Origin of the sequence: Phenylobacterium sp. (genome assembly GCF_046290725.1) — a bacterium.
GTDB lineage: Bacteria > Pseudomonadota > Alphaproteobacteria > Caulobacterales > Caulobacteraceae > Phenylobacterium.
Map to the genome: position 1 here is coordinate 1,140,751 of NZ_JBKBUH010000001.1, position 17,323 is coordinate 1,158,073.

The window sequence follows — 17,323 nt, forward strand, 5'->3', positions numbered from 1 at the left end:
ACCCCAGCGGACCGGACCATGGCCTCCATCATCCTCTTCGTCTTCGGCGTGCTGAGCGCCCTGCTTTCCCTGCTGATCTTCGTGCTGATCGCCAACGCCATCCTGTCGTGGCTGGTGGCGTTCGACGTGGTGAACCTGCGCAACCAGTTCGTCTATCAGGTCGCCCGGTTCCTGGAGGCGGTTTCCCGGCCGGTGCTGGCGCCGGTTCAGCGGGTCATTCCCTCGCTCGGCGGCATCGACATCAGCCCGATCATCGTGATCATCGTGATCTCCGTGGCGCAGCGGACGCTTCTGCCGGGCTTACGGAACTGGCTGCTGATCACCCTCGGCTGAGCGCCTTGCGCCTGGCCGTTCGCGTGACGCCCCGCGGCGGGCGAGATGCGGTGGAGGGCTGGGCCGCCGATCCGGCCGGCCGGCCGTTCCTGAAGGTGCGGGTGGCCGCCGCCGCGGCGGACGGCGCGGCCAACGCTTCCCTTACCGCGCTCGTCGCCAAGGCGCTGAAACGGCCGAAGTCGGCGGTGCGCATCGCCTCGGGCGAGACCGCGCGGCTAAAGACCCTGGAGATCGAAGGCCTGGAGCCGGCCGACCTGGCCGCCGCCTTCGGGACGCCGCCGGGAGCCTAGAACTCTTCCCAATCCCTATCGGCGCCGCCGACCACCCGCAGGGCGGACTTGCGGGCTGACGTCGGAGAGGCAGGTCTGGCGGCCCCGTCCGTCCGGAATTGAGCGATCAGCTGCGCCAGGTCCTCGGCCTCGGTCTCCAGGCGGTGGCTGGCGGCCGTGGATTCCTCGACCATGGCGGCGTTCTGCTGGGTCACCTGGTCCATCTGGGCGACGGCGGTGTTCACCTGGGCGAGGCCCGCGGCCTGCTCCTGCGCCGAGGCGGCGATCTCGGCCACCACGCCGTTGATTTCCGACACCTGCGCGGCGATGGCCTGCAGGGCCTGGCCGGCCTGCGCAACCAGGTCGACGCCTTGCGCCACCTGATCGGAGGAGGCCGAGATCAGGGCCTTGATCTCCTTGGCGGCTTCAGCGGAGCGCTGGGCCAGAGCCCGCACTTCCTGGGCGACCACGGCGAAGCCCTTGCCAGCCTCGCCGGCCCGGGCGGCCTCGACCCCGGCGTTGAGCGCCAGCAGGTTGGTCTGGAAGGCGATCTCGTCGATCACCCCGATGATCTGGCCGATCTGCTTGGACGAACCCTCGATCTCGCCCATGGCGGCCACGGCGCGGCGCACGACCTCGGCGCTGCCGGCGGCGCCAGCCTCGGCGGTCTCCACCACCCGACGCGCCTGGCCGGCCCCGCCGGCGGTGCGGCGCACCCGCTCGGTGATCTCGTCCAGGGCCGCGGCGGTCTCCTCGAGGCTTGCGGCCTGCTGCTCGGTGCGGCGCGACAGGTCGTCGGCGGCCGAGGCGATCTCGGCGGCGCCGGACTTCATGCCGCCGGCCGCGCCCACCACCAAGCCCATGGTGTTCTGCAACTGGCTCATGGCGACGTTGAAGTCGTGCTTCACCGCCTCGTACTCCGGCCCGACCTCGGCCTCGATGCGGGCGGTCAGATCGCCCTGGGCCAGGCGTTCCAGCCCTTGGGCGAGGGTTTCGACCACCTTCGCCTGCTGCTCGGCGTGGGCCAGCCGCTCGGCCTCGGCCCGCCGGCGCTCGGATTCGGCCGTCGCATTGGCCGCCTCCTGGCCGGCGCGCAGGGCGCGGTTCTCGGCCAGGCCGTGGCGGAACCCTTCCAGGGCGCGGGCGATCTCGCCCACCTCGCCGCCGCTCGCAGCCCCGCGAACCGGCTGGTCGTAGCGCCCCGCCGACAGCTCGCCCACCGAGGCGGTGATCCCGGCCAGCGGACGACGCACGAACCGGTCGGCGGCCAGCAGCAGGGCCGCCAGAACAAGACCGAGGATCGCCACGCCGCCGACCGCCAGGCCCACGGCGAGGCTGCGGGCCGGCGCGGTGACGTGGTGTGTCGGCACGTCCATCACCACCGCCCAGGTGGAATTGAGGCCCGGCAGGGGCGCCGGCGCGATCAGCCGCTCCATGACCCCGGAAGAGAGCTTCAGGCCCGACAGCAGGGCGGGCTCGCCGCCCTCGAGCACCGCCTTGACCGCGTCGGCCCCCGGATCGGCGTAGGGCTTGGTCCGCAGCGCGGCGTCGGGGTGGGAGACCCAGTTCCGCTCGGGTGAGAGCAGCATCACATGGCCGTCGCCGAACGGGCGGATGGCTGAAAGTTCGGCGGAGATGTCGTCCAGCGCCAGGTCCACGCCGGCCACGCCGATCATCCGTCCGCCCGACATCACCGGCATGGTGACCGACGTCATGGCCACGGTCTTGCCGCCCACTTCGTAGGGATAGGGCTCGACGATGGCGCCTTTGCCGCTGCGAGCGGTGGCCGTGTAGAAGGGCTGCTCGTAATCGGTTCCGGTGTCGAGCGGCTCCAGGCTCGTCCGGCCGTCGACGCTGACCACGTAGGGAACGAATTCGCCCTTGGAGTTCGAGCCCGAGGCGGTGTCGCCGACGAAGGCCTCGCCGCGGCCGTCGAAGGCGCCCGGCGCCTCCATGAACCACGCGCCCAGCACCACGGGCGAGGCTGTGGCGGCGGGCTTGAGCATCTCCACCACCAGCTTACGGTCGCGCGCGCCCGCCTCGTGGGCGGCGCCGATCGTGGCCGCCAGGCCGTGGACCAGGCCCTGGACCTGGCCCAGGTCTCCGGCCACCTCGGCGGCCGCCTGGCCGGCCAACGCCCGGGCGTTCTCCTCCGACGCCTGCCGGAGCAGGGTGCTGGCGTGGACGGCGACGAACACGGCGGCGGCCAGCAGCAGGGCGCCGATGGCGCAGCCGGCGACCACCATCAGCTTCCAGGCGACGGACAGGCGCGAGAACATGTTTATGGCGGTCCCTCCCCAAGGACTCGGCGGCGGAGGATCAAGCCGCGGCTGCGGCGGCGATATCCGGCGGCAGGATGTGATCGAGCGAGAGCAGCGAAACGATCCCGGCGTCGGTGGTCATGACGCCGGCCACATAGGCGGCCGATTCGGCGCTGCCCACGTCCGGCGGCCGCTGGATCAGCCCTTCGGTGACCGTGAGGATGTCGGAGACGGCGTCGACCACCAGTCCCATCTGCGCCTCGCCGATCTGGGCCACGACGACCACCGAGGAGGCGTTGGGGTTGGCCGGGCCGAGCCCCAGGCGCGCGCCCAGGTCGATGACCGGCAGGATCGCCCCGCGCAGGTTCATCATGCCCAGCACGTGCGGCGGGGCGTGCGGCAGGGGCGTGGCCGCGCTCCAGCCGCGGATCTCGCGCACGGCCATGATGTCTATGGCGTAGGCCTGATCGCCGATGCGCACCGAGATGAGCTCGGCGCCGGGAAGCGGAATGCGCGAAGAGGCGCCGTCCATGGGGAGTTCTCCAGTGGGTCGCGCTCATTCTTCGAGGCAAATCCGCTCCATCTGATTAACGCGGCCAAGCTGGACTTCGCGAGCGCGCGGGGCATCATCGGCGTCATGCGAACGGTTCGACCTCCCCAGGCGGCGCCTCGCGCCGTCACCGGCCCATGAGCGGCCGCCAAAGCCTGGCCCGGGCGATCGAGGCGGCGCGCCGCGTCGTGGTCTTCACCGGCGCGGGCGTCTCCACCGAGAGCGGCGTGCCCGACTTCCGCAGCCCCGGCGGGGTCTGGAGCAAGATGAAGCCGATCTATTTCCAGGATTTCGTGGCCGACGAGGAGAAGCGGCGCGAAGCCTGGCGGCGGGTCTATTCCGGCGCGGCGCGCTGGACGGGCGCTCGGCCCAACATCGGTCATCTCGCGGTCGCGCGGCTGGTGGCGGCGGGCAAGGCCTCGGCGGTGATCACCCAGAACGTCGACAACCTGCACCAGGAGAGCGGCGTGCCGGACGACAAGGTGATCGAGCTGCACGGCAACGCCCACTACGCCCGCTGCCTGGTCTGCAGTCACAGGTACGAGTTCGAGGAGTTCCGGACCGGCTTCCTGGAGCGCGAGGAGATCCCCGTCTGCCGCTGGTGCGGCGGCCTGGTGAAGTCCGCCACCATCTCCTTCGGTCAGCCCATGCCGGAGGAGCCGATGGCCCGGGCCGAGGCCGAAACGCTCGCCTGCGACCTCTTCCTGGTGCTGGGCTCCTCGCTGGTGGTCTATCCCGCAGCGGGCTTTCCCCTGCTGGCCAGGCAGTCGGGGGCGAGGCTCGCCATCGTCAACCGCGAGCCGACCGACCAGGACCGCTTCGCCGACATCGTCGTGCACGACGAGATCGGCCCTGTAATGGGCGAGGTGGTGAGGCTCTAGCCGCGCCGGGCTGGACGCGCCCGCAGTCGCGCGGGCGGGGGATCGGCGCGGAAGTCGCCGGCGGTCCCAAGCCTGGCGTTGCAGTTGGGACAGCGCACCGCTTCGGCGTCCGGCAGGTCGGCGGGGACCGACAGGCCCGCCCCGCAGGGCTTGCACTTCCAGTCGTGCTGGACTGGAGGCGGCGGCGCGGGCTGGGCCTTGGGGCGCAGCGGCTCAGGCCCCAGCGGGCGGGCCGGCGGGTTCTTCAGGCTCAGGATCTTGCGGGGCCGCGGCGCGTCGCTCATGCCAGGGGTGCCGGTGAAGAGGGAAGAAGTGGTGCCGCCTAGGTGACTCGAACACCTGACCTACGCATTACGAATGCGCCGCTCTACCGGCTGAGCTAAGGCGGCCCGAAGGCTTTCGCGGGCGTCGCCGCCCGCAAGGGAGCGCCTATTTAGCGGCTCTTTGTGCGCTCGCCAAGCGCCGGCGCGGTCGCGATCGTCGCGGGGCGGGTCCGGCGGGCGGCGGGCCTTGCGGATCGTCGTCTTCGTAGACGCCGGAATCGACCGGATAGGGCGCGCCTTCCTGGGCCGCCAGCAGGGCTGCTGAGTCGGCGTAGGAGAGCGGCAGGTCCGGCAATTCGCCCAAGCCCCGCTCGCGGCGCTCGTGGCGGGGGTGGATCAGCTCGCCGGACTCGGTCCAGCTGGCGGCCAGCCGCGCCCAGTCGGCCGGGGTGTAGGCGAAGGCGCGGCCCTCGGGGTCGAGGTCCGACCAGTCGGGCTCCTGGGCGGCGCCGACCCCGCGGGCCATCCAGACCCGCGCCTCGTCGGCGGCGCCGGCGGCGAAGCAGGCCCGCGCGCGCAGACCGGCGAGCCGGGCTGTGACCGGCTCCCCATCCAGAGCCGACAGCGTCCTGCGGGCGGCCTCGGCGTCGCCCGAGATCAGGGCGGCTTCGGCGGCGAGAACCCGGCTCTCGCGGGCCTCGGGGTTCAGCGCGGCGAGCCCCGCCAGGCGCTCGCTTCTGGCCCGCGGCGTCTCATCGGTGCGCAGGTCGCGATAGGCCAGCCAGAGCGCGGGGTGCGGGGCCGCCTTCCAGGCCTCCTCGATAAGCTGGGCCGCCCGGGCCGCCTTGCCGTCGGCGGCTAGCAGGCGGGCGGCCATGACCACGCCAGGCGCGAAACCGGGCTGCAGCTTGGCGGCCTCGACGGTCAGGTCGAGCGCCTGGGCCGGAGCCTTGGGACCTTCGGAGGTTTCCAGTTCGGCGGCCTTGGCGGCCAGCAGGGCGGCGCGGGCCCGCTCGGCGACCAGCGGGGGGACGATCTTGCGGTCCAACGCCCCGCGGACCAGCTCCAGCGCGCCGTTCCAGTCACGGTCCTCCAGCTTGCCTTCGAACAGGGCGCGCCAGGCCCAGCGCGCGCCGCGCCCTTGCGCATAGGCCTCGGCCGCATGACTGAGGGCGAGCTCCCGCTCGCCTTGGGCGAAGGCGAGCTGCATCAGGCCGCGGCGTCCGGCCTGCCGCATCTCGGGGAAGCCGAGCATGGCGGAATAGGCGGCCTGCATCGCAGCCTTGTCCTCGGCGGCTTCCGCCGCCTGCGCGGCCAGCACGCGCACGAGGCCTGGCGTCTCGTCGGCCAGCTCGGCCGCCTTGGCCGCCAGGCGGCGCGCCTCCGACCCTTCTCCGGCGGCGACGGCCAGGAAGCCGCGGGTCAGAACCTCCTGCGCTTGCCGGCGGCGCGCCTCTTCGCGCGCGCGGGCGGCGCGCGCGGGCGCTTCGGCGGCCCAGATCAGCAGCCGCCAGGCCAGCATGGCCGCGAGGGCCGCGCCGAGGGTCGCAAGCACGAAGGCCGTGGCGGTCATGTCGGCGCGCCAGCCTAGCCAGACGAGCGTCGCCCGCCCAGGCTCGCCGGCGAGGGCGAGGATCGTCGCGCCCAGCGCCGCGGCCAGGATGACGATGATCAGTGTACGGATCATGAGCCGCCTCGAGCGATCCGGCCGAGGTCGGCGAGGGCGCGGGCGCGCATCCGGGCGGCCCCGGCGTCGACGGCGAGTCGCGCCTCCGCGCGCTCGCGCCAGGGCGCCAGGGCGGCGCGGCGTTCGGGCGGCAGGCGGTCGAGATTGGCCAGGGCCTCGGCGAGGTCGCCGTCGGCCAGGCTGAGTTCGGCCCGGGCCAGCAGGGCGTCGGGGCCGTCGCCGGCCACCTCGCCGACGCGGCGCAGAGAGACGATGCGTCCGAGCGCCCGGCCCAGCCGCGCCAGCAGCCCCGCAGGCTCGTCCCCCGCCCGCGCGGCGGCGGCGCGGGCGGCGTAGCCGGGGAAGCTGGCGGCCAGCGCCGCGCGGCTGGGAACGCCGCGCTCGGCGTGCGGCTTCAGGGCGGCGATCTCCGGATCCCCCGGCGCGAGCGCCTCGACCGAGGCCAGTTCGGCGGCGAAGGGGCGGGAGGTCTGAGCGGCTTCAAGGAGGGCGCTGGCGGCGAGCGCTGCGGCCGCCGCGCCGGCGACCTCGGCCTGGCGCGCCTCCAGCGCCTGCACCCGCTCGGAGAGCCCCGCCGCCCCCTCGGGCGGCTCGGCCGGGACCGGCGGAAGCGGTGCGGCGAGCGGGACAGGCGGGGCGGCGGAGACCGGCGGCGCGGCCTCGAACCCGCCGACGGGCGAACGGGCGGGCGGCGGGGCCGGCAGCAGCCCTTCTCCCAGCCGTCCGGCGCCGTAGCCGGCGGCCACGCAGACCACCCCGAAAGCGGCCAGGGCCCAGATGCGGCCGCGCTTTCGCCCTCGCGGAGCATAGGCGGCGGGATCGCGTGGAGCGGTGGGTTCGGCCGTGTCGATCATGGGTCTCGATCCAGCAGATTGAGCATGGCGGCTTCGAGGGGCAAGGGCGAGCAGGCCTTGGCCGCGACCCGCGCCCGGGCGAGCGGCGCGAGCGCAGCCTTGGAGATGGCCACGATCCGCAGGCGCGGGGCGGGATGCTTCCGCAGCACCGCAGCCAAGGCCTTCGCGCCCTTGGGCGAGTGGATCAGGGCGATGTCTATCTCCGGCAGGGCGTCGAGCGCCGCCTGCGGCGCCGGTGCGGCGACGGTGTCGTAAAGCACGAGGCGGCGGGCTTCCATGCCGGCCGCGGCCAGCGCGCCGACCAGGTCGCCGGCCGGCTCCCGGGCGCCCGGATGCAACACCGCGCCGGCGATCTCTCCCTTGCGCGCGATCAGCCCCTCGGCCAGCGCCTTCACGTCGCCGTCGGCGGAGAGCACCCGGCGAAAGCCTACGGCCCGCGCCGCGGCGGCCGTGGCGGCCCCCACGGCGAACACCGGCGGGGAACGGTCGGCGCTGCGCTCGGCGAACGCCCGCACCCCGTTGGCGCTGGTGAAGGCGAGCGCGCCGACGCCGGCCAGGTCCGGCGCCGGCCCCGCAACCATCTCGACCGCCAGCAGCGGGGCCACGAGGGGGCTATGACCCAGGGCTCGCACGCGCTCGGCCGTCGCCTCGGCGCCTGGGCTGGCGCGCGTGATCCAGACGGTCTTGGAGGAGGCGGGCATGGCGGAAGCGGACCTTGGCTGTCGCAACCCTGCCGCCCGCGCGGCGGGGGATCAACCGCCGACAGCTATTCCGGCGGCAGGATCAGGTCGCCGCCCTCGGCCGCGACCTGCGCACCCAGGGCCAGACCGAGCTCCCGCGCCGCCGATTCCGGGTCCGCGCCCGCCAGGCTGGCGGCGCCTTCCCGGCGGAAACGGTGGCGGCCGTCGGCGGAGAGCGCCTCCACCACCAGTCGGATCTCCGCACCGTCGAGCTGGGCGAAGGCGCCCACCGCCGTCCGGCAGGAGCCCTCCAGCGCGGTCAGTGCGCCGCGCTCGGCGGCCACGGCCAGGGCGGTGGGTCCGTGGCGGACCGCCTCCAGCCAGGGCGCGTCCCGGTCTTCGACCCGGGTCTCGATGGCGAGCGCTCCCTGGCCGGGCGCCGGCGGGCAGTCCAGGGGGTCGAGGAAGCTCTTAGGCAGGTGTCCCAGGCCCAGCCGGTTCAGGCCCGAGGCCGCCAGCAGGATGGCGTCGGCCTCGCCCGCGGCGAGCTTGGCCAGCCTGGTGTCCACATTGCCGCGCAGCATCCGCACGTCCAGGTCGGGCCGCCGGTGCAGGGCCTGGGCCTGCCGCCGCAGTGAGGCGGTGCCGAGGACGGCGCCCTGGGCCAGGTCCTCCAGCCGTTCCGGCTCACGGCTCAGGAAGGCGTCGCGCGGGTCTTCCCGCTCCGGAATGGCGGCGATGCACAGCCCCGGCGGCAGGACGGCGGGCATGTCCTTCATGGAGTGGATGGCGCAGTCGATGCGTCCTTCCAGCATCGCCTCCTCGATCTCCTTGGTGAACAGGCCCTTGCCGCCCACCTCCAGCAGGCGCCGGTCCTGGATGCGGTCTCCGCTGGTGGTGATCACGATCAGCGGGGCGGCGGCCTCCACGGCCTGGGGGTCCTCCGGATCGGCCCCGAGAGCGGCGGCGATCCGGCGCTGCATCATGCCCGCCTGGGCCAGGGAAAGCTTGGAGCCCCGGGCTCCGATCCGGACGGGCGGTTGCGTGGGCACGATGCGCAGTCTACCTCGGCGAACGAAAACGGCCCCCGTCCGCTACAGGAGCCGGCAGGAACCCGCAACCGCATGAGCATCGCCCACACCGTCCTTGGCCTGGAGACCAGCTGCGACGAGACCGCCGCGGCCGTCGTGCGCCTGGACGCCGAAGGGCGGGTGGAGGTGCTGTCCTCGATCGTCGGGACCCAGGTGGCCGAACACGCCCCATACGGCGGGGTGGTGCCCGAGATCGCCGCGCGCTCGCACGTGGAGACCATCGACGCCATCGCCAATCGCGCGCTGGAGGAGGCGGGCCTCGGCTACGACGACCTCACCGGCGTGGCGGCGACGGCGGGGCCGGGCCTGGTCGGCGGCGTCATGGTGGGGCTCGCCTTCGGCAAGGCCGTGGCCTTGGCCCGGGAGCTTCCGCTGGTGGCGGTGAACCATCTGGAAGGACACGCCGTCTCGGCGCGGCTGGCGGCGCACATTCCCTATCCCTTCCTGCTGCTGCTGGTCTCCGGCGGCCATTGCCAGCTCCTGGCGGTGGAAGGCGTCGGCGCCTGCCGGCGCCTGGGCTCCACCATCGACGACGCCGCGGGCGAGGCCTTCGACAAGATCGCCAAGACGCTCGGCCTGCCCTATCCCGGCGGTCCGGCTCTGGAGGCCTTGGCGGAGGGCGGCGATCCCGAGTCCTTCGCCTTGCCGCGCGCCCTGTTGGGCCGCGCGGGGTGCGACTTCTCCTTCTCCGGCCTGAAGACCGCCGCGGCGCGCCAGGCGGAGGGCCTGACAAGCGAGGTCGAGCGGCGGAACCTGGCGGCCTCGGTCCAGGCCGCCATCGCCCGACAACTGGCCGAACGCACCGACCGGGCCATGGCCGCCTACGCCGCCGAGCATCCGGGTCAGCCGCTGCGCTTCGTGGTCGCCGGCGGCGTGGCGGCGAACAAGGCCGTTCGCGCGAGGCTGCAGGAGACCGCCGCCGCGCGCGGCTTCAGCTTCGACGCGCCGCCGCTCGCCTATTGCACCGACAATGCGGCCATGATCGCCCTGGCCGGCGCCGAGCGGCTGGCGCTCGGCCTTTCCGATCCGCTGGACGCCCCGGCTCGGCCGCGCTGGCCGCTGGACGCGGCTGCGGCGTTGTCCAACCCGACCCACGTTCCGGGGCGAAAGGGAGCCAAGGCATGAAGACGGCGGGTGTGATCGGCGGCGGCGCCTGGGGCACCGCTCTGGCCCAGACCTGCGCGCGGGCCGGCCTTTCGGCCAGGCTCTGGGCGCGGGAAGCCGAGGTGGTCGAGGCGGTGAACAGCCGGCACGAGAACGCCCTGTTCCTGCCCGGAGTCGCGCTCGACCCCGCGGTGCAGGCGACGGGCGAGCTCGCCGAACTCGCGGGGTGCGACTTCGTCCTGGCGGTGGCGCCGGCCCAGCACCTGCGCAGCACGCTCGCCGCCTTCGCGCCGCACGTCCGGCCCGGCCTGCCCGTCGTGCTCTGCGCCAAGGGGATCGAGCAGGGCTCGCTGAAGCTCATGACCGAGGTCTTGGTCGAGACCTTGCCCCAGGCGGCGCCTTCGGTGCTCTCCGGCCCCAGCTTCGCCGCCGACGTGGTGCGCGGCCTGCCGACCGCCGTGACGCTCGCGGCCCCCGACGCGGAGCTCGGCCGCAGGCTTGCGGAAGCGATCGCCACCCCCAGCTTCCGCCCTTATCTGGCCGACGACATGATCGGCGCCGAGGTCGGCGGGGCGGTGAAGAACGTACTCGCCATCGCCTGCGGCATTTCCGAGGGTCGGGGCCTGGGGCGCAGCGCCCACGCGGCCCTCATCACCCGCGGTTTCGCCGAACTGACGCGGCTGGCGGTGGCCCTGGGCGGACAGGCGGAGACCGCCGCCGGCCTTTGCGGCCTGGGCGACCTGGTGCTCACCTGCTCCTCGCCGCAATCGCGCAATATGAGCGTCGGCCTCGCGCTGGGCGCAGGCCAGACCCTGCAGGAGGCTTTGTCGGGAAAGCTCTCGGTGGCCGAAGGCGTGGCTTCGGCGCCGGCCGTGCGCCAGCTCGCCGCGCGGCTCGGCGTCGACATGCCGATCTGCGAGGCGGTCGCCGCCATCCTGGCCGGCGAGGCGGAGGTTTCCGAGGCCATAGCCGGCCTCCTCGCCCGCCCGTTACGCTCCGAACGATAGGACCCCTTCGATGACCGTGTTCGCCCTCTTCTGCCGCGACAAGCCGGACTCGCTGGCCCTGCGCATGGCCAATCGCGAGGCGCACCTGGCCTATGTCGGCGGCTTCCGCGATCGGCTGCGCCTGGCCGGCCCGATGCTCGACGAAGCCGGGAACATGGCCGGTTCGATCCTCTTCTTCGAGGCCGAAAGCCTCGCTGAGGCGGAGGCGTTCAGCCTCGAGGATCCCTATCGCAAGGCGGGGCTCTTCGAGCGAGTCGACATCACGGCCTTCCGCCCGACCCTCGGCGCTTTCGCTTGAGGCGGGAGGATCCCGACAATCCCGCGCGGCCGCCGGCGGGAGTCGAGCTCTGCCGCCTGTCCGACCTGGCCGATCCCGGCGCCAAGGGCTTTCGCTTCCGCCGGGACCGATGGATGTTCGCCGGCTTCGTGGTGCGCATAGGCGAGGCGATCCGCGGCTATGTGGATTCCTGTCCCCACGCCGGCTGGCCTCTGGCGGCCCTCGACGACCGCTATCTGACGCGGGAGGGCGACCTCATCCTCTGCGGCGGCCATGCCGCCCTGTTCCGCCCGCTGGACGGGGTCTGCGTCGCCGGCCCCTGCGCCGACGAACGCCTGACGCCCTGGCCGGTGACCCTCGTCGAGGGCCGAATCCTCACCAGCTGAGGCCGGGCGCATTTCCTGCTCACCAATCCCCTCGGCGCGCCCCGGCGTGCCGAAACGGCGCCGCTGGACCTGGGATTTCCGGCTGGCGGTCGCGCCGGATTTTGGTTAACGGGTCGCCTTCGCGGAGGGGGCCTCGTGGCAGAGAGGTGTCGCCGGTGTCCCTGCGCCTGTTCGGCAGAGAGATTTCCGCCCGCGCCCTGGCGCTCGCCGTCGGCGGCGCCACGGCCTTGGCCTGCGGGCTCACCACCGCCGCGGCCGTCGGGGCCGCGCGCCTGTCGCCGGAGGACGCCGCCCGCATCGCCCGCCTGACCCGCGGCGGTTACGACGGCGAAGCCTTCACCCACCTCACCGCCGGCATGGACCCGGCCATGATGGCGGTGGCCGCCCGCACCGAGGGCGAGTTCCTGCGGGCGGACTTGCCGGCGGCCGAAGCCCCAACTCTGGAAGCCGAACCCGCCGTCCTGCGCCTGCAGGACCTGACGCCCGAACAGGCGATCGCCTGGAACGCCGCCAATCCGGTCCATTCGGGGCCGAATCCCTCCGCCCGGCCGTTCAAACTGCGGGCGCACGGCGTGCTGGAGGAGGCCCGCGCCGTCGATTGCCTGGCCGCGGCCGTCTATTACGAAGCCGCCTGGGAGCCGCTGGAGGGTCAGCGGGCCGTCGCCCAGGTGGTGCTGAACCGGGTGCGGCACCCGGCCTTCCCCAAATCGGTCTGCGGCGTGGTCTTCCAGGGCTCGCAGCGTAAGACCGGTTGCCAGTTCTCCTTCACCTGCGACGGCTCGATGAACCGGCCGCCGCAACCGGCCGCCTGGGCGCGGGCGCGCGAAGTCGCGGTCGCGGCGCTGAACGGCCACGTGATGAAGAAGGTGGGCAACGCCACGCACTATCACGCGGAATATGTCGCGCCGTACTGGAGCCCCGGCCTGCTGAAGGTGGGCGGCGTCGGCAGCCACGTCTTCTATCGCTGGACCGGGGGGGCGGGCCTGCCCGGCGCCTTCGGCGACCGCTACGAGGGCCGGGAGACCCACGGCCTGCAGATCGCTGCCCTCGACCGGCTGGCCGCGCCGCCGAAGATCGAAATGGCGGAGACGGCGCCCAAGCTCGCTGAAATCCTTCCGGTGGAGCCGCCGAAGGCCCCGCCCGCGGCGACCGAACCCGAAGCGCCGGCCCCAGTCCTGACCGTGGCCGAAGCCGCCGTCGACGCCGAGGCCCTGGTCAAGGCCGACGATCTCGACTGGCGCGGCCGGCCCAAGCAGAGCGGCCCGCCCCGCATCGCCATGCCGAACAACCGGTTCTGAGGTTCCGTCAGCTCCTGACCGGGAACGGCTCGGCGGCGAACTCGGCGAGGTCCGCGATCAGGCCCTCGGCTGCGACCTTCACCAGTTCCCCGCCCTTCTCCGGAGTCGCCTGGGCGGGATCGGAGCCCATCCGGCCGTCGGGATAGCGGGCGCGGAAGTCGGCGGCTTCGCGTATCGGACCCGTGGGCGCGATCTGCGGCGCGTAGTTCGCGGTCTTGATGGCCTGCGGATAGGCCCATTGCGTGACGGCGATCTCGGAAGGGGTGGCGTGGCTGCCGTGACCCGTCGGGAACTGGCGGTTGGCGAGCGCCGTGACGCCCTTCAGCTCCCACCAGTTCTTCAGCTTGCAGGCGAAGCCGCGCTCCACGCCGGCGAAGCTCGCCTCGGCGTAGAGCTCGGAGAAGGCGGCCTCGATGGTGGCGACGTTTCCGCCGTGGCCGTTCAGGAAGTAGATCTTCTCGAAGCCATGCCGGGCCAGCGAGCGCACCCAGTCGCCGATGGCCGCGATGAAGGTGGAGGGCCGCAGCGAGATGGTGCCGGGGAAGCCCAGGTGGTGCTGGGCCATGCCGATGTTGAAGGTCGGCGCCACCAGCAGGTCCGGGCTCTGCGCCTGGGCCTCGTGGGCGATGATCTCCGGGCAGAGCCAGTCGGTGCCCAGCAGGCCGGTAGGGCCGTGCTGCTCGTTGGAGCCGATGGGGACGACCACCGCCTTCGACCGCTGGAGATGGGCTTCGATTTCTTGCCAGGTGGAGAGGTGGAGGAGCATTCACGATTCCGGTTGAAACGGTGTTTGCCGGAACCTGACCTATTCCGCGGCGGCGCGGAAGGACCCCCGCGGCCTCAGCCCCGGGGCGCTGTGCGGATCTGGATGTTGGGGGCGGACGCCGCCACCAGCCGCCAACGGTCGCCCTGCTTCTCGAAGGTCATCACGCAGGCGGGCGGAATGGAGGGTTCCAAGAGGCAGACCCGCCCCTCGGGCGAGACCCGCATCATCATGGCGATCCGATCCGGCGAGGGGACGCTGCGCCCGCCCAGCCCCAGCGCGGCCTGGATCTGGACGGCGCTGGGGTCGATCATCCGGTCCAGGGCGCGCGGATCCACGCCACGGCTGAGGTCGACGCCTTTTCGCTCGGCCTGGTGGCGCAGCTGGCGCTCCAGGTCGGCGCGCAGGGCCGGCCGGTCGATATAGGCGCCGAACGTCTTGCGGTCGTTGCGATAGGCCGCGTCCAGCAGGGCGTGGACGTCGCGCGCCGCCTCGCGACGAATCTCGACGTCGCCGCAGGCGGCCGCCCCCAGGGCGAGCAGCGCCGCCGCCAGCATCCGCAGCTTGATCATGTTCGCCTCCGAGGTTGCGCCCGCCCTGCCTCTCCGCATAACTCCCTTCGGTTCAGAGAGGGAGTGCGCGCAGTGAGCGACGGCGAGGTCTTTCCGGTCCCGAAGGAATGGGCGGAGCGGGCGCACATGGACGCCCGCGGTTATGAAGCGGCCTGCCGGGAGGTCGAGGCCGATCCGGAAGGTTACTGGCGCAAGGTCGCCGGCCGCCTGGACTGGATGACCCCGCCGAACGAGATCAAGGACGTCTCCTTCGCCAAGGAGGACTTCCGCATCCGCTGGTACGCCGACGGCGTGCTGAACGTCTCGGTCAACTGCCTGGACCGGCACCTGGCCACCCGCGGCGACCAGACGGCGATCATTTGGGAGAGCGACGAGGGCGAGACGGCGAGCTTCACCTATCGCGAGCTGCACGCCGAGACCTGCCGCATGGCCAATGTGCTCAAGGCCAAGGGGGTGAAGAAGGGCGATCGGGTCACGATCTACCTGCCGATGATCCCGCAGGCGGCGATCGCCATGCTGGCCTGCGCGCGCATCGGAGCGGTGCACTCGGTGATCTTCGGCGGCTTCTCGCCGGACTCCATCGCCGGCCGCATCCAGGACTGCGACTCGAAGATCGTCATCACCGCCGACGAGGGGCTGCGCGGCGGCAAGGTCGTCCCCCTGAAGCGCAATGTGGACGAGGCGCTGACGGCCTGTCCCGGCGTGACCGACGTGATCGTGGTGCGCCGCACGCGGGCCGAGGTTCCGATGACCGAGGGGCGGGACGCCTATTATTCCGACCTGAAGCAGGGCGTCGCCGACACCTGCGAGCCCGAGCCGATGAACGCCGAGGATCCGCTGTTCATCCTCTACACCTCCGGCTCCACGGGAAAGCCGAAGGGCGTGCTGCACACCACCGGCGGCTATCTGGTCTGGGCGTCCCACACCCATGAGCTGGTCTTCGACTATCGGCCCGGCGAGGTGTTCTGGTGCACCGCCGATGTGGGCTGGGTGACCGGCCACTCCTATGTGGTCTATGGGCCGCTGGCCAATGCGGCCACGAGCCTGATGTTCGAGGGCGTGCCCAACTATCCCACCACCTCCCGCTTCTGGGAGGTGGTCGACAAGCACAAGGTGGAGATCTTCTACACTGCGCCCACCGCGATCCGGGCCCTGATGCGCGAGGGCGAGGAGCCGGTGCAGAAGACTTCCCGCAAGTCGCTACGCCTCCTGGGCACCGTGGGCGAGCCGATCAATCCCGAGGCCTGGCTCTGGTACCACCGGGTGGTGGGCGAGGGCCGCTGCCCGATCGTCGACACCTATTGGCAGACCGAGACCGGCGCCTGCCTCGCCTCGCCGTTACCCGGCGCCACCCCGGCCAAGCCCGGCTCCTGCGCCATGCCGCTGCCGGGGGTGAAGTTCCAGCTGGTCGACGCCGAGGGCCAGGTGCTTGAGGGCGCGACCAGCGGCAACCTCTGCATCACCGACAGCTGGCCCGGCCAGATGCGGACGGTCTATGGCGACCCGGAGCGGTTCTTCAGCACCTATTTCACCACCTATCCCGGCAAGTACTTCACCGGCGACGGCTGCCGCCGGGACGAGGACGGCTACTACTGGATCACCGGCCGGGTGGACGACGTGATCAACGTCTCCGGCCATCGCCTGGGCACCGCCGAGATCGAGAGCGCCCTCGTGGGCAACGAGAACGTGGCCGAGGCGGCGGTGGTCGGCTATCCGCACGACGTGAAGGGCCAGGGCGTCTATTGCTTCGTGACCCTGAAGGCCGATGTGGTCCCCACCGACATCCTGCAGGCCGAGCTGAAGGGCTGGGTGCGCCGGGAGATCGGCCCCTTCGCCGCGCCGGACGTGGTGCAGTTCGCGCCCGGTCTGCCCAAGACCCGCTCGGGCAAGATCATGCGCCGTATCCTGCGCAAGATCGCCGAGAACGACCTCTCCAATCTCGGCGACACCACCACGCTCGCCGATCCGGCGGTGGTCGACGACCTCGTAAAGAACCGCTCGGGAGCGTGAACCCCGACCTGCCGCCCGCCCTGCGCCAGGCGGTCGAGGCCCTGCTCCAGGGCGTGGCGCGCAAAGGCGTGGCCGAGCGCGCCGGCGCCATATCGGCCCGCTACCGCTCCGGCGGCGGGTCGGCCGGCGTGGTGATCTCGGAAGCCGACGCGGCGGCCTACGCGCTGACGCGGCTTCCGGCGACCTATGCGGCGGGCCTTCGCGCCATGACCGAGGCGGCGCTGCGCGCGCCGGCCTTCTCGCCCCGCAGCCTGCTCGACGCGGGCGCGGGCCCTGGCGGCGCGGCCTGGGCGGCGTTGGAGACCTGGCCGCAGATCGAAGCCGTCGCCCGACTGGATTCCAATCCGGCTTTCCTCGAACTTGCCGCCCGACTGGCCGCGGATGGGCCCGACCCCCTGCGGCGGGCGCAGGCGCTACGGGGCGACCTGACCGCTCAGGGAGTTTGGCCGACCTCCGACCTCGTCGTCGCCAGCTACGCCCTGGCCGAGATTCCGCCCGCGCGGCAGGCCGAAGTGGTCTCGGCCCTCTGGACCGCCTGCGAAGGGGTGTTGGTGCTGGTCGAACCCGGCACGCCGGACGGCTGGCGACGGATCCTGCAGGCGCGGGAAACCGTGCTCGCCGCGGGGGCTGCGCTGCTGGCGCCTTGCCCGCACGCCGCCGCCTGCCCGGTCGCCGCCCCGGACTGGTGCCACTTCTCTCAGCGCCTGCCCCGCTCGCGCGAGCATCGCCTGGCTAAGGGGGGCGACGCCCCGTTCGAAGACGAGAAGTTCGCCTATCTGGCTGCCGCCCGCCCGCAAATCGGGGTCGCGCCGCCTGCGCCCCGGGTGCTTAGCCCCCCGCGCGCCGCCAAGCCCGGCATCACGCTCAAGCTCTGTACGCCGGAGGGCGAGCTTGCCGCCCGCTTCGTCGCCCGCCGGGACAAGGCGGCCCACGCCGCCGCCCGCCGCCTGGACTGGGGCGGCGCGCTCCCCACTGCATGACAATCCCGTAAGCTTTCCTCGTCCTGCGAGGGTGATAGGGTCCCGGCCTCGCTTTCA

General features: G+C 72.8%; 19 protein-coding genes and 1 tRNA gene. 10 read left to right on the forward strand and 10 right to left on the reverse strand.

The genetic code is table 11. From position 1 onward, the window contains the following. Nucleotides 1-18: 18 nt before the first annotated feature. Together ACK41C_RS06050 and ACK41C_RS06055 are read left to right on the forward strand one after the other, a co-directional pair. Nucleotides 19-333, forward strand: coding sequence for a YggT family protein (locus tag ACK41C_RS06050; protein WP_409651523.1), 315 nt, complete (start codon nt 19-21; stop codon nt 331-333). Next, nucleotides 330-623, forward strand: a complete 294-nt coding sequence (locus tag ACK41C_RS06055) for a DUF167 family protein (protein ID WP_409653936.1) — start codon at nt 330-332, stop codon at nt 621-623. Before ACK41C_RS06050 ends, ACK41C_RS06055 begins: the two co-directional genes overlap by 4 nt. Here ACK41C_RS06055 and ACK41C_RS06060 read toward each other — a convergent pair. After that, the gene (locus ACK41C_RS06060) at nt 620-2,881 is read right to left on the reverse strand and encodes a methyl-accepting chemotaxis protein (protein WP_409651525.1); all 2,262 of its coding nucleotides are present in this window, start codon (nt 2,879-2,881) and stop codon (nt 620-622) included. The genes ACK41C_RS06055 and ACK41C_RS06060 overlap by 4 nt on opposite strands. A 40-nt stretch (nt 2,882-2,921) precedes the next feature. After that, on the reverse strand, nt 2,922-3,395 hold the full coding sequence (locus ACK41C_RS06065) for a chemotaxis protein CheW (RefSeq protein WP_409651529.1): 474 nt from the start codon (nt 3,393-3,395) through the stop codon (nt 2,922-2,924). 155 nt (nt 3,396-3,550) lie between these two features. On the opposite strand from ACK41C_RS06065, the gene ACK41C_RS06070 reads away from it, so the two are divergent. Continuing rightward, nucleotides 3,551-4,294 carry an SIR2 family NAD-dependent protein deacylase gene (locus ACK41C_RS06070; RefSeq protein WP_409651531.1) on the forward strand — a complete coding sequence of 248 codons (744 nt, stop codon included), beginning with the start codon at nt 3,551-3,553 and terminating at the stop codon, nt 4,292-4,294. Here the strand turns inward: ACK41C_RS06070 and ACK41C_RS06075 are convergent. From ACK41C_RS06075 to hemC, 6 genes are all read right to left on the reverse strand, one after another. Next, on the reverse strand, nt 4,291-4,578 hold the full coding sequence (locus ACK41C_RS06075; RefSeq protein ID WP_409651534.1) for a hypothetical protein: 288 nt from the start codon (nt 4,576-4,578) through the stop codon (nt 4,291-4,293). The two genes, ACK41C_RS06070 and ACK41C_RS06075, sit on opposite strands and share 4 nt — an antisense overlap. A 29-nt stretch (nt 4,579-4,607) precedes the next feature. Then, nucleotides 4,608-4,683: transfer RNA gene (locus ACK41C_RS06080), tRNA-Thr, on the reverse strand. A gap of 40 nt (nt 4,684-4,723) precedes the next feature. Then, nucleotides 4,724-6,244 (reverse strand): heme biosynthesis HemY N-terminal domain-containing protein, encoded by a 1,521-nt coding sequence (locus ACK41C_RS06085; protein ID WP_409651537.1) that lies wholly within the window; start codon nt 6,242-6,244, stop codon nt 4,724-4,726. Beyond that, a complete protein-coding gene (locus tag ACK41C_RS06090) occupies nt 6,241-7,098 on the reverse strand; it encodes a COG4223 family protein (RefSeq protein ID WP_409651539.1) in 858 nt (285 codons plus the stop codon). Before ACK41C_RS06090 ends, ACK41C_RS06085 begins: the two co-directional genes overlap by 4 nt. Then, a complete protein-coding gene (locus tag ACK41C_RS06095) occupies nt 7,095-7,799 on the reverse strand; it encodes a uroporphyrinogen-III synthase (protein ID WP_409651542.1) in 705 nt (234 codons plus the stop codon). Before ACK41C_RS06095 ends, ACK41C_RS06090 begins: the two co-directional genes overlap by 4 nt. Before the next feature lie 65 nt (nt 7,800-7,864). Beyond that, a complete protein-coding gene (gene hemC, locus ACK41C_RS06100; protein WP_409651544.1) occupies nt 7,865-8,830 on the reverse strand; it encodes a hydroxymethylbilane synthase in 966 nt (321 codons plus the stop codon). Nucleotides 8,831-8,902: 72 nt separating this feature from the next. Here hemC and tsaD point away from each other — a divergent pair, with 72 nt between their 5' ends. From tsaD to ACK41C_RS06125, 5 genes are all read left to right on the forward strand, one after another. Beyond that, nucleotides 8,903-9,994 carry a tRNA (adenosine(37)-N6)-threonylcarbamoyltransferase complex transferase subunit TsaD gene (tsaD, locus tag ACK41C_RS06105; RefSeq protein WP_409651547.1) on the forward strand — a complete coding sequence of 364 codons (1,092 nt, stop codon included), beginning with the start codon at nt 8,903-8,905 and terminating at the stop codon, nt 9,992-9,994. Next, on the forward strand, nt 9,991-10,980 hold the full coding sequence (locus tag ACK41C_RS06110; protein ID WP_409651550.1) for an NAD(P)H-dependent glycerol-3-phosphate dehydrogenase: 990 nt from the start codon (nt 9,991-9,993) through the stop codon (nt 10,978-10,980). The genes tsaD and ACK41C_RS06110 overlap by 4 nt, the downstream gene beginning before the upstream one ends. 10 nt (nt 10,981-10,990) lie before the next feature. After that, nucleotides 10,991-11,278 carry a YciI family protein gene (locus tag ACK41C_RS06115; RefSeq protein ID WP_409651552.1) on the forward strand — a complete coding sequence of 96 codons (288 nt, stop codon included), beginning with the start codon at nt 10,991-10,993 and terminating at the stop codon, nt 11,276-11,278. Beyond that, a complete protein-coding gene (locus ACK41C_RS06120; RefSeq protein ID WP_409651555.1) occupies nt 11,275-11,643 on the forward strand; it encodes a Rieske (2Fe-2S) protein in 369 nt (122 codons plus the stop codon). The genes ACK41C_RS06115 and ACK41C_RS06120 overlap by 4 nt, the downstream gene beginning before the upstream one ends. Nucleotides 11,644-11,798: 155 nt before the next feature. Then, nucleotides 11,799-12,941: a cell wall hydrolase gene (locus ACK41C_RS06125; protein ID WP_409651557.1), complete on the forward strand. Its 1,143-nt coding sequence runs from the start codon at nt 11,799-11,801 to the stop codon at nt 12,939-12,941. A gap of 7 nt (nt 12,942-12,948) precedes the next feature. Here the strand turns inward: ACK41C_RS06125 and ACK41C_RS06130 are convergent, their stop codons facing one another. Both ACK41C_RS06130 and ACK41C_RS06135 read right to left on the reverse strand, forming a co-directional pair. Beyond that, nucleotides 12,949-13,707 (reverse strand): creatininase family protein, encoded by a 759-nt coding sequence (locus ACK41C_RS06130; protein WP_409651559.1) that lies wholly within the window; start codon nt 13,705-13,707, stop codon nt 12,949-12,951. 74 nt (nt 13,708-13,781) lie between these two features. Further along, nucleotides 13,782-14,276 (reverse strand): DUF2939 domain-containing protein, encoded by a 495-nt coding sequence (locus ACK41C_RS06135; RefSeq protein WP_409651562.1) that lies wholly within the window; start codon nt 14,274-14,276, stop codon nt 13,782-13,784. A 72-nt stretch (nt 14,277-14,348) separates the two neighbouring features. Here ACK41C_RS06135 and acs point away from each other — a divergent pair, with 72 nt between their 5' ends. Then, nucleotides 14,349-16,286: an acetate--CoA ligase gene (gene acs, locus ACK41C_RS06140; protein WP_409651565.1), complete on the forward strand. Its 1,938-nt coding sequence runs from the start codon at nt 14,349-14,351 to the stop codon at nt 16,284-16,286. After that, complete coding sequence (locus ACK41C_RS06145; protein WP_409651567.1) at nt 16,283-17,266, forward strand: small ribosomal subunit Rsm22 family protein; 984 nt, start codon at nt 16,283-16,285, stop codon at nt 17,264-17,266. Before acs ends, ACK41C_RS06145 begins: the two co-directional genes overlap by 4 nt. Nucleotides 17,267-17,323 lie beyond the last annotated feature (57 nt).